This window comes from Streptomyces sp. NPDC018045 (assembly GCF_044327445.1).
Classification (GTDB): domain Bacteria; phylum Actinomycetota; class Actinomycetes; order Streptomycetales; family Streptomycetaceae; genus Streptomyces.
Genome location: NZ_JBIRFL010000024.1, coordinates 63,835 through 77,428, shown reverse-complemented (window position 1 = coordinate 77,428; position 13,594 = coordinate 63,835). Strand labels below are relative to the sequence as shown.

General features: G+C 74.3%; 12 protein-coding genes. 2 read left to right on the top strand and 10 right to left on the bottom strand.

The window, feature by feature from the left end; genetic code table 11:
- Positions 1-34 precede the first annotated feature (34 nt).
- The gene (gene ectB, locus ACH4EB_RS32145) at positions 35-1,303 is read right to left on the bottom strand and encodes a diaminobutyrate--2-oxoglutarate transaminase (protein WP_398351684.1); all 1,269 of its coding nucleotides are present in this window, start codon (positions 1,301-1,303) and stop codon (positions 35-37) included.
- 61 nt (positions 1,304-1,364) lie between these two features.
- Entirely contained in the window at positions 1,365-1,880 is a 516-nt protein-coding gene (gene ectA / locus ACH4EB_RS32140) for a diaminobutyrate acetyltransferase (RefSeq protein ID WP_398351683.1), read from the bottom strand.
- 525 nt (positions 1,881-2,405) lie between these two features.
- Here ectA and ACH4EB_RS32135 point away from each other — a divergent pair.
- Positions 2,406-3,497, top strand: a complete 1,092-nt coding sequence (locus ACH4EB_RS32135; protein ID WP_398351681.1) for an amidohydrolase family protein — start codon at positions 2,406-2,408, stop codon at positions 3,495-3,497.
- Between the two features lie 87 nt (positions 3,498-3,584).
- Here ACH4EB_RS32135 and ACH4EB_RS32130 read toward each other — a convergent pair whose 3' ends face one another.
- The 3 genes from ACH4EB_RS32130 to ACH4EB_RS32120 all read right to left on the bottom strand — a co-directional run bounded on the left by ACH4EB_RS32130 (position 3,585) and on the right by ACH4EB_RS32120 (position 6,279).
- Entirely contained in the window at positions 3,585-4,583 is a 999-nt protein-coding gene (locus ACH4EB_RS32130; protein ID WP_398351679.1) for a bile acid:sodium symporter family protein, read from the bottom strand.
- Positions 4,584-4,687: 104 nt separating this feature from the next.
- Positions 4,688-5,791 carry an Rv2231c family pyridoxal phosphate-dependent protein CobC gene (gene cobC, locus ACH4EB_RS32125; protein WP_398351677.1) on the bottom strand — a complete coding sequence of 368 codons (1,104 nt, stop codon included), beginning with the start codon at positions 5,789-5,791 and terminating at the stop codon, positions 4,688-4,690.
- On the bottom strand, positions 5,788-6,279 hold the full coding sequence (locus ACH4EB_RS32120; RefSeq protein WP_398351675.1) for a cobalamin biosynthesis protein: 492 nt from the start codon (positions 6,277-6,279) through the stop codon (positions 5,788-5,790). The genes cobC and ACH4EB_RS32120 overlap by 4 nt, the downstream gene beginning before the upstream one ends.
- A 92-nt stretch (positions 6,280-6,371) precedes the next feature.
- Here ACH4EB_RS32120 and ACH4EB_RS32115 point away from each other — a divergent pair, with 92 nt between their 5' ends.
- Positions 6,372-7,097 (top strand): ZIP family metal transporter, encoded by a 726-nt coding sequence (locus tag ACH4EB_RS32115; protein ID WP_398351673.1) that lies wholly within the window; start codon positions 6,372-6,374, stop codon positions 7,095-7,097.
- Between the two features lie 38 nt (positions 7,098-7,135).
- On the opposite strand, the gene ACH4EB_RS32110 is transcribed toward ACH4EB_RS32115, so the two are convergent.
- From ACH4EB_RS32110 to ACH4EB_RS32090, 5 genes are read right to left on the bottom strand one after another with little or no spacing between them, the layout of a single operon-like run.
- On the bottom strand, positions 7,136-7,783 hold the full coding sequence (locus tag ACH4EB_RS32110) for a VOC family protein (protein ID WP_398351671.1): 648 nt from the start codon (positions 7,781-7,783) through the stop codon (positions 7,136-7,138).
- Positions 7,776-9,185 (bottom strand): cobyrinate a,c-diamide synthase, encoded by a 1,410-nt coding sequence (locus ACH4EB_RS32105; protein WP_398351670.1) that lies wholly within the window; start codon positions 9,183-9,185, stop codon positions 7,776-7,778. Before ACH4EB_RS32105 ends, ACH4EB_RS32110 begins: the two co-directional genes overlap by 8 nt.
- A 55-nt stretch (positions 9,186-9,240) precedes the next feature.
- A complete protein-coding gene (gene cobO, locus ACH4EB_RS32100) occupies positions 9,241-9,840 on the bottom strand; it encodes a cob(I)yrinic acid a,c-diamide adenosyltransferase (protein WP_398351667.1) in 600 nt (199 codons plus the stop codon).
- A complete protein-coding gene (locus ACH4EB_RS32095; RefSeq protein ID WP_398351665.1) occupies positions 9,840-11,963 on the bottom strand; it encodes a putative cobaltochelatase in 2,124 nt (707 codons plus the stop codon). The genes cobO and ACH4EB_RS32095 overlap by 1 nt, the downstream gene beginning before the upstream one ends.
- Positions 11,963-13,585, bottom strand: a complete 1,623-nt coding sequence (locus tag ACH4EB_RS32090; RefSeq protein ID WP_398351663.1) for a cobyric acid synthase — start codon at positions 13,583-13,585, stop codon at positions 11,963-11,965. Before ACH4EB_RS32090 ends, ACH4EB_RS32095 begins: the two co-directional genes overlap by 1 nt.
- Positions 13,586-13,594: the final 9 nt, after the last annotated feature.

Here is a 13,594-nt window from a genome sequence, read left to right as displayed (position 1 = left end):
TGCGGACAAGGAGTGGTGCGGTGCCGTGGTGCGCTCAGGCGCAGTCGCGGACCGCGCGGGCGAGGATGCGCAGACCCTCGTCCAGCTCCTCGGGGGTGGTCGTCAGCGCCGGCAGCAGCTTGACGACCTCGCTCTCCGGGCCGGAGGTCTCGATGAGCAGACCCAGCTCGAAGGCGCGCTTGGCGATCTTGTTGGCGAGCGGCTTGTCGGAGCACTCCAGGCCCCAGACCATGCCGCGGCCGCGGTACTCGGCGATGGCGCCGGGGTGTTCCTCGACGATGGCGCGCAGGTGCGACTCGATGATCTCGCCGCGGGCCAGCGTCTGCTTCTCCATCTGGCCGTCGGCCCAGTACGTGTCCAGGGCCGCGGCGGCGGTGACGAAGGCCGGGTTGTTGCCGCGGAAGGTGCCGTTGTGCTCGCCCGGCTCCCACACGTCCAGCTCCGGCTTGAACAGGGTGAGCGCGAGCGGCAGCCCGTAGCCGCTGATGGACTTCGAGACGGTGACGATGTCCGGCACGATGCCCGCCTCCTCGAAGGAGAAGAACGCGCCGGTGCGGCCGCAGCCCATCTGGATGTCGTCGACGATCAGCAGCATGTCGCGGCGCTTGCACAGCTCGGACAGGGCGCGCAGCCAGTCGGCGCGGGCCACGTTGATGCCGCCCTCGCCCTGCACCGTCTCGACGATCACGGCGGCCGGCGTGTTCAGGCCGGAGCCGCTGTCCTCCAGCAGCCGCTCGAACCAGAGGAAGTCCGGGTAGGTGCCGTCGAGGTAGTTGTCGAACGGCATGGGGGTGCCGTGCACGAGCGGGATGCCGGCACCGGCGCGCTTGAAGGCGTTGCCGGTCACCGCGAGGGCGCCCAGCGACATGCCGTGGAAGGCGTTGGTGAAGGAGACGATCGACTCGCGCCCCTTGACCTTGCGGGCCAGCTTGAGCGCGGCCTCCACGGAGTTGGCGCCCGTCGGGCCGGGGAACATGACCTTGTACGGCAGGTCGCGCGGGCGCAGGATGGTGTTCTGGAAGGTCTCCAGGAACGCGCGCTTGGCCGTGGTGGACATGTCCAGCCCGTGGGTGACGCCGTCCCGCTCGATGTAGTCGAGCAGGGCGCGTTTGAGTACGGGGTTGTTGTGCCCGTAGTTGAGCGACCCGGCGCCGGCGAAGAAGTCGAGGTAGGTGTGGCCGTCCTCGTCGTACATGTGGCTGCCCTGCGCGCGGTCGAAGACCGTGGGCCAACCGCGGCAGTAGCTGCGCACCTCGGACTCCACGGTCTCGAAGACGCTCAGGTCGGGCTGGGTGATGGTCACAACATGCTCCTGGGAGATGAGTGGCGTGAGCGGGGAGAAGTCTGCGGGGGTTGCGGGGTGATCAGGGCCGGTGCCCGGCAGGGGGACCGAGCGGGCCGATGCGATGGAGCACCTCGGGGTGGTGCCCCTGTTCGGGGAAGAGCCCGGCGTCGAGAAGTACTTCGCGTGTCAGGGGCGCCCCGTGGCGCTCGGCGAACGACGCGAACAGCCGGTTGGACGCCGCGTTGTCCGGGGTGATCGTGGTCTCGATGCGACACACGCCCAGTTCCGCCGCGGCTCGGGCGACCAGGCCGTCCAGGAGGGCGGCGGCCAGTCCGTGGCCGCGGTACGCCTCGTCGACGGCGATCTGCCAGACGAAGAGCGTGTCCGGGGACTCGGGGCGGAGGTAGCCGGTGACGAAGGCGGCCGGCTCGCCCTCGCCGTCGCGGGCGACGGCGGAGGTGGCGGCGAAGTCGCGACACCACAGCAGGTAGCTGTAGGAGGAGTTCAGATCCAGCGTCCGGGAGTCGCGGGCGATGCGCCAGATCGCGGCTCCGTCCTCCACACGCGGTGTGTCGAGCTTGAAACCCTCCGGCATTTCTCTGATATCGCTTCGGGCACCTGCATGGTCTGCTTGTGCGGCGGTCATGCGAATTCAATTTACCCAGGGAAAAAGGAAAATGCATCGCGAGGAGGGGTTACGTGAGCAGGGGCTCTTGTGTTATCGCGCGGGGGCGCACGAGCGCGCGAAACGACTGCACGATGTACGGGTTTGCCCGGAAAATAGGGGGCGAAGTGGACGTGTTGTGTGGTCGGTCACAGGTCCGTAACGTCCTGGTGACCCACCGGAATTCCCTGCTCGGACGTTAGCGAAATCTTGGCGTTTGAGCTGCGAAAAAGCGGGAAGAAGAATACGGGAAGCTGCGCACTGACGAATTGGGAATTCGCCGGTAAAAGGTGTACCGCAAGAAAAGCCCGGGTGTCCACGGTGTTTCTGTGGAGCGGATCGCCGTATGAGCCTTCAGGGCAACCCCGGAGCCATTGCCGGAGCGCGCCGCAGCGATACCGGGCCGGTCACCGGTCCCCGTGCCGCTCCGCGTACCGCGCGTCATACAGTGCGGCCATGAGTGAGAGCGCGGTGCTGCACATCAAGGGGAGGGTCCTGGCCGGGCCGGACGACGTACGCGACGGACTCTGGGTCGTCGGCGGCCGGGTCACCTACGAACGGCCGACGGGCGCCCGGGAGGTGACGACCGTTCAGGGATGGGCGCTGCCCGGCCTGGTCGACGCCCACTGCCACGTCGGACTCGACGCCCACGGGCCGGTGGACGAGGCGACCAGCGAGAAGCAGGCGCTGACCGAGCGGGAAGCGGGCACCCTGCTGCTCAGGGACGCCGGCTCGCCGTCCGACACCCGCTGGATCGACGACCGCGAAGACCTGCCGCGGATCATCAGGGCCGGCCGGCACATCGCCCGTACCCGCCGCTACATCCGCAACTACGCCCATGAGATCGAGCCCGAGGACCTGGTCGCGTACGTCGCGCGGGAGGCGCGGCGCGGCGACGGCTGGGTCAAACTGGTCGGCGACTGGATCGACCGCGAGACCGGCGACCTGGGGGCCTGCTGGCCGCGCGGCGCCGTCGAGGCGGCCATCGCCGAAGCACACCGCCTCGGGGCCCGGGTGACGGCCCACTGCTTCGCCGAGGAGACCCTCGCCCCGCTGGTCGAGGCGGGCATCGACTGCGTCGAACACGCCACCGGCCTCACCGAGGAGACCATCCCGCTGTTCGCCGAGCGCGGCGTCGCGATCGTCCCCACCCTCGTGAACATCGCCACGTTCCCGGCGCTGGCGGCCGGCGGTGAGAAGAAGTTCCCCGCCTGGGCGAGCCACATGAGGAGCCTGCACGAGCGCCGCTACGACACCGTACGCGCGGCGTACGACGCGGGCGTGCCCATCTTCGCCGGCACCGACGCGGGCGGCTCACTCGCGCACGGCCTGATCGCGCAGGAGGTCGCCGAACTCACCAAGGCGGGCATCCCCGCGCTGGACGCGCTCGCGGCGACGACATGGGGCGCGCGGAAGTGGCTGGGGCGCCCGGGCCTGGAGGAGGGAGCCCCGGCGGACCTGGTCGTCTACGACGGCGACCCACGCACCGACGTACGGGTGCTGGCGGCGCCGCGACGGGTGGTGCTGCGGGGGCGGATCGTCGGCTGAGCCGTCTGCGGCGGCGGGGGTGGGGACGCCTGCCCCCGCCGGCCGTTGGTCGCTGTTCCGGCGGGAGGGGGTGGGGCGGGGCGGCGGTTATCGTTCGTGGCGTGCGTCTCGCGCGCGACGCGCGTCTCGCGCCATCCACGCGGCCACCAGCGCGCCCGAGACGTTGTGCCATACGGAGAAGACGGCCGCCGGGAGGGCCGCCGCCGGGCTGAAGTGGGCGGTGGCCAGGGACGCGGCTAGGCCGGAGTTCTGCATGCCGACCTCGAAGGCCATCGCCCGTCCGGCCGGTTTGCCCAGCCGGGCCAGCCGCCCGGCCGCGTAACCCAGGGCGAGCCCCAGTCCGTTGTGCAGTACGACCGCGACGACGACCAGCGCCGCCGCGTCCTTGATGAGGGCGGCGCTGCCGGACACCACGACGAGCACGATCGCCGCGATCGTCACGGCGGACAGCCACGGCAGCGCGCGCAGGGCCCGGTCCACCCAGCGGCCCGCGACGAGCCGGATCACCAGCCCGCCGAGCACCGGCAGCAGCACCGTCTTGAGGATGTCGGTCACCATCACCCCGGCGTCCACGTCCAGGAACTGCCCGGCGAGCAGCAGCGTCAGCGGCGGTGTGATCAGCGGCGCGAGGACGGTGGAGACCGTCGCGACCGAGACGGACAGCGCGACGTCGCCGCGGGCGAGGTAGGTCACGACGTTGGAGGCGGTGCCGCTGGGCGCGCAGCCGACGAGGATGACGCCGGCCGCGAGCTGCGGCGGCAGGTCCAGGACGGTCGCGATCAGCCAGCCCAGCCCCGGCATGATCACGTAGTGGGCGACCAGGCCCAGGCCCACCGCCCAGGGGCGTTTGGCGACCGCCGTGAAGTCCGGCGGCGTCAGCGTCAGCCCCATCGAGAACATCACCACGCCGAGCAGCCACGGCACCGCGGGCGCCCAGCCCGTGAACGGCGCGGGCCACAGCAGCCCGACCGCCCCGGCCACGATCACCAGCAGGGGGAAGACGGTGACGGCCCGCCGCGCCGCCCGGTCGGAGGCGGGCAGGTCACCGGCGGGCGTGGGGCGCTGGCTGAGCTGTTCGGTCGGCACGGCGGCACCTTAGCGCCGGGCTGCATGTACGGGACAACGGATTCCGGATGGTGGACGGGCGTGGAAGGGCGGTGGCGTACGGGGACCGGTCCCGGACCGGGGCCTCAGCCCGTCAGGGCCTTTTCCAGGGCCTCCGTGAACCGGTCCGTCGTCGCCCGGTCGCGTACCGCCAGCCGCAGCCACCCGGGGCCCAGCCCCGGAAACGTGTCGCCGCGCCGCGCCGCGAAGCCGAGCGTGCGCAGCCGGGTGCGGACGGCCGCCGCGTCCGGCAGCCGGACCAGGACGAAGGGGCCCTCGGCCGGGGCCGTCACGTGCGCCTGCTGGCCGTCGGGTCCGCGTACCTGCGCCAGCCGGGCCAGCAGATGGTCCCGGTCCGCCGCGATCCGCCGGGCCGCTTCCTCCGCCTCCGCCAGCGCCGCCGGCTCGCAGCACGCCTCGGCCGCGGCGAGCGCGGGAGCCGAGACCGGCCACAGCGGCTGCGCCCGCGCCAGGTCCGCGATGATCTCCGGGGCGGCCAGGACGTAGCCGATCCGCAGCCCCGCCAGGCCCCACGTCTTGGTCAGGCTGCGCAGGACCACCAGCCCCGGCACGTCCGTGCGGGACGCCAGCGACGCGCGTTCGCCGGGGACCGCGTCCATGAACGCCTCGTCCACGACCAGGGTGCGGCCGGGCCGCGCCAGCCGGGCGATCTCCTCGGCGGGGTGCAGGACGGAGGTGGGGTTGGTCGGGTTGCCGACGACGACCAGGTCGGCCTCGTCGGGGACGGCTTCCGCGGCCAGGCGGAAGCCGTTCCGCTCGGTGAGCAGCAGCCGTTCCACCGGGTGCCCGGCGTCGCGCAGCGCCGCTTCCGGCTCGGTGAACTGCGGGTGCACGACGAGCGGCCGGCGGGCCCGTACGGCACGGGCGATCAGGACGAACGCCTCCGCCGCGCCCGCCGTCAGCAGCACCCGCTCCGGCGGGAGGCCGTGCCGCGCCGCCACCGCCCGGCGCGCCGGGCCGCCGTCCGGGTAGGCGGCGAGGCCGTCCAGCGAGGCGGCGATGCGTGCCTTGAGCCAGGGCGGCGGCGTACCGGCGCGCACATTGACCGCGAGATCGGTCAGCCCGGCGTCCGCGCCGCGTACTTCGGCGTCCCCGTGGTGGCGCAGATCCGGTTCGTACGGGTGGGGGCCGGGTATGCCGCTGGGGGCGGCGGACGGCGGGGTGGTCACGACGTCTCCTTGGTGCAGAGGGGGTGAGGGGGGCGTCCGTGGGCCACGGCGCAGGTGGCCCGCGCCCCGGGCACCGACGCGCGTTTGCCGAGGACGAGCCGGGCCGCACCGGTTCCGGTGCCGTCGTCCGGGCCGCAGGCGTCGGCCGGGCCGGGGGCACCGTCCGCACCGAGGCCTCCCGCGCCGGCCAGCGCGGCGGCCTCCGCGACGCTCGGTGTGCCGGTGGCGGCCAGTGCCGCCGGGGACGGATGCGGTACGGGCACGGCGGCCAGCACGGCGGCCGGATACGCCAGCAGCGGTACGCCGAGCCGCTGCGCCGCGCCGGCCAGCCCCGGCTCGGCCGCCTTGGTGTCCACGGTCGCGAGCGCGATGACCGCGTCCGGCGGCAGGCCGGCGGCCGCGAGACAGTCCAGGACGAGCGCCAGCACCTCGGCGGCCGGGACGCCCCGGCGGGCGCCGACGCCGACGACGACCGGTGCCGCGCTCACCACGCCCGTCCCGTGCCCTGGACATGCGGGATGCCCGGCCGGTCAGTAAGCAGGAGTGAGGGGTGCCGGAACCCCGGGGAAGGGGTGAGACCGTGCCGGTGGTCATCGCGCTGGGCGCGTTCCTGATGACCCTGGCCGGCGGCTGGGTCGCCCATCGGGTCACCGACCGCCGGCACCTGGTCCTGGGGCTGGCCGGCGGCCTGATGCTGGGCGTGGTCGGGCTCGACCTGCTGCCGGAGGCGCTGGAGGCGGCCGGCACGGAGGTGCACGGCGTCCCGGCCGCGCTGCTCTGCTTCGTCCTGGGCTTCCTCGCCGCGCACGCGGTGGAACGCCTGCTGGCGGTCCGCAAGGCGGCCCACGGCATGGACCCGGACGAACGGGTCCCGCAGGTCGGGCTGACGGCCGCCGCCGCGATGGTGGTGCACAGCTTCATGGACGGCTTCGCGATCGGCCTGGCCTACCAGGTGGGCCGGGAGATGGCGGTGGCCGTGGCGCTCGCCGTCATCGCCCACGACTTCGCGGACGGCTTCAACACGTACACGATCACCAGCCTGTACGGGAACGCCCGCAACCGGGCGCTGACCATGCTCGGCGCGGACGCGCTCGCCCCGCTGGCCGGCGCCGCCGCCACGCTGCTGTTCACCCTTCCGGAGCAATGGCTCGGGGTGTACCTGGGCTTCTTCGGCGGCGTCCTGCTCTACCTGGCGACCTCCGACATCCTCCCGGAGGCCCACCACGACCACCCCGCACTGTCCACTCTGCTGTGCACGGTGGCGGGTGTCGGATTCATCTGGCTGGTGGTCGGCCTCGCGGGCTGAACCGGTGCGCCGGGCGGGCACGGCACCGGGAGGAGCGGTCACGGCGCGCCGGCTCCCACACCGACGGAGACCGGCCCGTTACGGCCCTCCAGCACGGCCGTCAGCCCCGGCTCGTCACCCGTCTCGACGGTGAGCGTGGCGCCCAGGGCGGCCAGCTCGGCGCGGATCGTCGACGGGTCGGGGTGCGTCCCGGAGAACGCGCGCAGCGGTACGACCGGCAGCCCCGGCCCGGCCGCCGGGTGCGGCGCGTCGCCCCAGTCCAGGAGGAACGGCACCAGCCCGCCGCCGGTACGCGGCGGCGTCAGCGACCAGGAGAGCGACCCGCCGTCCGGCGTGCGGCGGGACATCACCACCGGCTCGCCCGGGTCGTAGCCCAGCGCGCGGGCCCGCGCGACGTGCCCGGCGATGCCCCGCACCCGGACCGCCCAGTGGGCCAGCCGCGGGCCGTGCAGCGCGTCGATGCCGAACCAGCGCGGCGCCTCGGGGGCCGGCTGCGCGGGGTCCGGACCGATGATCTCCAGGTAGGCGCCGTCGCCCAGGCCCAGCAGGGCGTTGCGGGTGCCCCGGCCCGGGTGGCCGCCGCCCGGCACCGGCCGGACGCCGGTCAGCGCGGCGACCTCGGCGGCGGTGGCCTCCAGATCGGGCGTGGCGAGGACCAGGTGGTCCAAGACGGCGGCGTCAGCCACGGTGGGCCTCCAGCGGCGGGCGGACAGCGGCGCCCGCGGCCAGGCGGCGGGCCAGGGACGGCTCGGCCGCCCAGTGGACGTGCAGATACGAGGCGTGCACCCCGTCCTGGACGTGGCCCTCCACCCGGCGCACGGGATGGGTCATGCCCCAGGCGGGGGACGTGCCCGCGCCCGGTTCCAGCACCGTACGGTGGAACTCGTGGCCGCGCACCCGCGTGCCCGCCACCGCCAGCGCGTTGTCGTCCAGCGCCACCGCCTCCCGGTAGCCCAGCGTGAGCCGCTCCGACATCCGCGCGTCGGCGGGCAGCACCCCGCACATCGGCTTGCCGTCGAGCGTCCGGGACAGGTACAGCAGCCCCGCGCACTCGGCGACGACCGGCGCGCCGGAGGCCGCCAGGTCCACCACGGCCCGGCGCAGCGGCTCGTTGGCCGACAGTTCGGCCGCGTACATCTCGGGGAAGCCGCCGCCGATCACCAGCGCCTGCGTCCCGACGGGCAGCCGCTCGTCGCGCAGCGGGTCGAAGACGGCGACCTCGGCCCCGGCCGCCGCCAGCAGTTCGGCGTGCTCCGCGTACGAGAACGTGAACGCGGCGCCGCCCGCGACGGCCACCACGGGCCGGCCCGCCACGGGCTCCGTGTCCGCGGCGCCGCGCGTGGCGCTCCGGGCGACGGCGAGTGCCGGGTCCCAGGCCGTGCCGGGCAGCTCCGGCGCGCTGTGCGCCAGGGCCAGCAGCGCCTTGAGGTCGCAGCCCTCCCGAATCTGGGCGGCCTGTGCCCGTACGGAGCCGACCGCCGCCGCCTGCCGTTCGGCGACCGGGACCAGGCCCAGGTGCCGCGACGGCGTCTGTACCTGCGGCGCCCGGCGCAGCGCGCCCAGCACCGGCACACCCGCCTCGTCCAGCGCCCCGCGCAGCAGTTCCTCGTGCCGGTCCGAGCCGACCTTGTTCAGGATCACCCCGGCCAGCCGCACCTCCGGGTCCCAGGACGCGAAGCCGTGCACCAGCGCCGCCACCGACCGGGACTGAGCCGAGGCGTCCACGACCAGCACCACCGGCGCCCGCAGCAGCTTGGCGACCTGCGCGGTGGAGGCCAGTTCGCCGAGCCCGGAGGCGCCGTCGTACAGCCCCATCACGCCCTCGACCACCGCCAGGTCGGCACCGGCCGACCCGTGCAGGAACAGCGGCGCGACCTGGCCGGGGCCGCACAGGTACGCGTCCAGGTTGCGGCCCGGCCGGCCGGTGGCCAGAGCGTGGTAGCCCGGGTCGATGTAGTCCGGGCCCACCTTGTGGGCGGAGACCGTGAGCCCGGCCTCGGTGAAGGCCGCCATCAGGCCGGTGGCGACGGTCGTCTTGCCGCTGCCCGAGGCGGGCGCGGCGATGACGAGCCGGGGGATCGTGCTCACGGTCTGGCTGCTCCTGGTCCTGCTGCTCTCGTCGCTGTCGTGCCCGGCCGCGCGGTCACCACTCGATGCCCCGCTGGCCCTTCTGGCCCGCGTCCATCGGGTGCTTGACCTTGGTCATCTCGGTCACCAGGTCCGCGAAGTCGCACAGTTCCCGGGGTGCGTTGCGGCCGGTGATGACGACGTGCTGGGTGCCCGGCCGGTCGCGCAGGACGGAGACGACCTCGGCGGGGTCCACCCACCCCCAGTGCATCGGGTACGCGAACTCGTCCAGCACGTACAGCTTGTACGTCTCGGCGGCCAGGTCCCGCTTGACCTGCTCCCAGCCCTCGCGGGCCGCCTCCTCGTTGCTGAACTGCGAGTCGCGCTGGACCCATGACCAGCCCTCGCCCATCTTGTGCCAGGCGACCGTGCCGCCCTCGCCGGTGTCGCCGAGTACCCGCAGCGCCCGCTCCTCACCCACCTTCCACTTCGCCGACTTCACGAACTGGAACACCCCGACCGGCCAGCCCTGGTTCCAGGCCCGCAGCGCCAGCCCGAAGGCGGCGGTGGACTTGCCCTTGCCGGGGCCGGTGTGGACGAGTACCAGCGGGCGGTTGCGGCGCTGGCGGGTGGTGAGTCCGTCGTCCGGGACGACGGACGGCTGTCCCTGAGGCATTACGCGGCCTTCCGGTCGGTGGGGTGGTTGCCCTGTCCGCGGACGTCGCGGACGAGCGCGGAGACACTGTCCGCGCGCAGTTCGTCGAGGGTGACGGCGGTGCCCTGGAGGTCACGGGCCAGCTCGCCGGCCAGCCCCAGCCGGACCGGCCCCGCCTCGCAGTCCACGACCACCGAGGCGACGCCCTCGGCGCCCAGCAGCCGTGCCGCGCGCGACGTGCGCACCAGCGGCTCGGGGCCGCCGGTGGACCGCCCGTCGGTCACGACCACCAGCAGCGGCCGGCGCGAGGCGTCCCGCAGCCGTTCCACGCGCAGTACTTCGTGCGCCTTCAGCAGGCCCGCGGACAGCGGCGTCCGGCCGCCGGTGGGCAGCGACTCCAGCCGGGCCGCGCCCGCCTCCACCGACGAGGTGGGCGGCAGCGCCAGCTCGGCCTGGGACCCGCGGAAGGTGATCATGCCGATCTTGTCGCGCCGCTGGTACGCGTCGAGCAGCAGCGACAGCACCGCGCCCTTGACCGCGCTCATCCGCTTGCGCGCCGCCATCGAACCGGACGCGTCCACGACGAAGAGCACCAGATTGCCCTCCCGGCCCTCGCGCACCGCCTCGCGCAGGTCGTCCCGGCGCACGACCAGCCCCCGGCCGCGGCGCCCGCGCGCCACCTGGTGCGGCGCCGCGGCCTGCACGGTCGCGGCCAGGTGCAGCTTGGTCAGGGTGCCCTGCGGGCGCCGGGCGCCGGTGGTCCGGCCGTGCGCCGTACGGGCCCGTGAACGCCGGCCGTCCGCACCCTCGCCGAGCCCCGGCACGTCCAGCCGCCGCGTACGGAACGGCTCACCCGCCCCGACGGCGGCCTTCTCGCCGCCGCCACCGGGGGCTTCCTCCGCCGCGCCCTGGGACTGCGCCTTCGGGTCGGCGGGTGCCGGGTCCGCCTCCGGAGCCGGCGCCTGCTCGGGCAGTTGCGGCTGGTCGTGCGGTGCCTGGGCGTCCTCGCCCGGCGGCCCGTCCGTACCGCCGTCGCCGTCCTGCGGCGGCTGCCCGCCACCCGGCCCGTCGGGGCCGTCCTCCGGGCCGCCGTCGGGGTCCGGGTCGGGTTCCGGATCGTCGTCCTCGTCCGCGCCGAACTCCTCCAGCACCTGGTCGAGTTTGTCCTCGTCCAGGCCGGGGGCGTCGAACGGATTGCGGCGGCGCCGGTGGGGGAGGGCCAGCAGGGCGGCCTGCCGTACGTCCTCCTCGCGGACGTCCGTACGGCCCGCCCAGGCGGCCAGCGCGCAGGCGGTACGCGCCATCACGATGTCCGCGCGCATGCCGTCCACCTCGAACGCGGCGCACACGGCGGCGATCTGCCGCAGCACCGCGTCGCCGAGGACCACATCCGGCAGCAGCGCCCGCGCGGCGGCGATCCGCTCCCGCAGGTCGTTCTCCTCGGCGGCCCAGCGCGCCGCGAAACCCGCCGGGTCCGCGTCATACCCCAGCCGGCGCCGCACGACCTCCACCCGCTGGTCCGGCTCGCGGGACGCGGCGACCTCCACGGTCAGCCCGAAGCGGTCCAGCAACTGCGGCCGCAGCTCGCCCTCTTCGGGGTTCATGGTGCCGACGAGCAGGAAGCGCGCCGCGTGCCGTACGGAGACGCCCTCGCGCTCCACGTAGGAGGCGCCCATGGCGGCGGCGTCGAGCAGCAGGTCGACGAGGTGGTCGTGGAGGAGGTTGACCTCGTCGACGTACAGGATGCCGCGGTGCGCGTCCGCCAGCAGGCCCGGCTCGAACGCCTTCACGCCCTCCGACAGGGCCCGCTCGATGTCCAGCGCCCCGACGAGGCGGTCCTCGGAGGCGCCGACGGGGAGCTCGACCATGCGGGCCGGGCGCTCCTCCGCGCCGACCGCCTCGTGCGGGCCGTCCGGGCACGCCGGGTCCGGCGCGGCGGGGTCGCAGGAGAAGCGGCAGCCGGTGACCACGGGGACGTCCGGCATCAGCGCCGTCAGGCCCCGTACGATCGTCGACTTCGCGGTGCCCTTCTCGCCGCGGACCAGCACCCCGCCGATGGCCGGCGAGATGGCGTTGAGCAGCAGGCTCAGCCGCATGTCGGACATGCCGACGACCGCGGTGAACGGATAAGGGACCGATGCCATCAGGGAGTACCCCCTTCGAGGGACGTGCGGTGTGCGGGTGGGGCGGTGGCCGCGTCGGCTGCCGCCGGAGCGCGGAACGACGGCTGCGGTATCGGCGGCGCCCCCGGCGGCACGAACGGCAGCCCCGTCGGCACCCCGTCCTCGATGAGCCGCAGCAGCGCCTCCATGTCCGCGTGCTCCTCGATCAGGTCGCCGAGCCGGTCGAGCTGCTCCTCGCGCAGCGCGGCGAAGCTGGTGTCCGGCGCGGGGACGAACGCCCGGCCCGCGTCGGCGGCGACCCGACGCAGGAACGCCCGCCGGAAGCCGTCGCTCTCCAGGGAGCCGTGCCAGTGGGTGCCCCAGACCGCCCCGGACCGGCAGCCGTCCAGGAAGGGCTCGCCGCCGGAGACCTCGGCCACGCCGTGGTGGATCTCGTATCCCTCGACCGGCTCGCCCAGCGCCTCGCCGGACGGCCGGGCCAGGGTCTTGTCGGCCGCGAACCGCACGCGTACGGGCAGCAGGCCCAGCCCGTCCACCGTCCCGGCCTTCGACTCGACCTCGTCCTCGATGCGTTCGCCCAGCATCTGGAAGCCGCCGCAGATGCCGAGCACCGGACGGCCTTCCGCCGCGCGCCGCCGCACCGCGTCCGCGATGCCGCGCTCGCGCAGCCACCGGATCGCCCGGACGGTGCCGCGGGTGCCGGGCAGCACGACGAGGTCGGCGTCGGCCAGTTCCTCGGCGCGGTCCACGAAGCGCACCACGACACCCGGTTCGGCGGCGAGCGCGTCCACGTCCGTGAAGTTCGACATCAACGGTACGGCGGCCACCGCGACCCGCAGCACGTCGGCGCCGTGCGGCGGCGCGACGACGCTCTCGCGGACCGCGCCGCGCAGCGACACCCTCAGGCCGTCCTCCTCGTCGATGCCCAGGCCGTGCGCGAACGGCAGCACCCCGAGCGTCGGCCGCCCGGTCAGCTCCTTCAGCATGTCCAGGCCCGGCTCCAGCAGCGTCACATCGCCCCGGAACTTGTTGACGAGATAGCCCGCGACCAGCGCCTGGTCCTCCGGGGACAGCAGCGCCGTGGTGCCGAAGAACGAGGCGAACACCCCGCCCCGGTCGATGTCGCCGACCACCACGGCCGGTATCCGCGCGGCCCGAGCGATGCCCATGTTCACGATGTCGCTGCGCCGCAGGTTGATCTCCGCCGGGCTGCCCGCGCCCTCGCAGATCACCGCGTCATGCGTACGCCGCAGTTCCTGGAGGCAGTCCGTGACCGTACCGAGCAACTGTTCCTGACGCCCCGCGTGGTAGCCGCGCGCGCTCAGCTCGCCCACCGGCTTGCCCATCAGCACGACCTGGCTGCTGCGGTCACCGCCCGGCTTCAGCAGCACCGGGTTCATCAGGGCGCTCGGCTCGACGCGCGCCGCGGCGGCCTGCATGGCCTGCGCCCGCCCGATCTCCGCGCCCTCGCGCGTCACGAACGAGTTCAGCGACATGTTCTGCGCCTTGAAGGGCGCCACCTTCACGCCCTTGCGGGCCAGCCAGCGGCAGATGCCCGCCGTCACCACGCTCTTGCCCGCGTCGGACGTGGTGCCCGCCACCAGCAGCCCCCCGCCGAGCGGTGCTTGACCCGGTCCGTTCACGTGGCACTC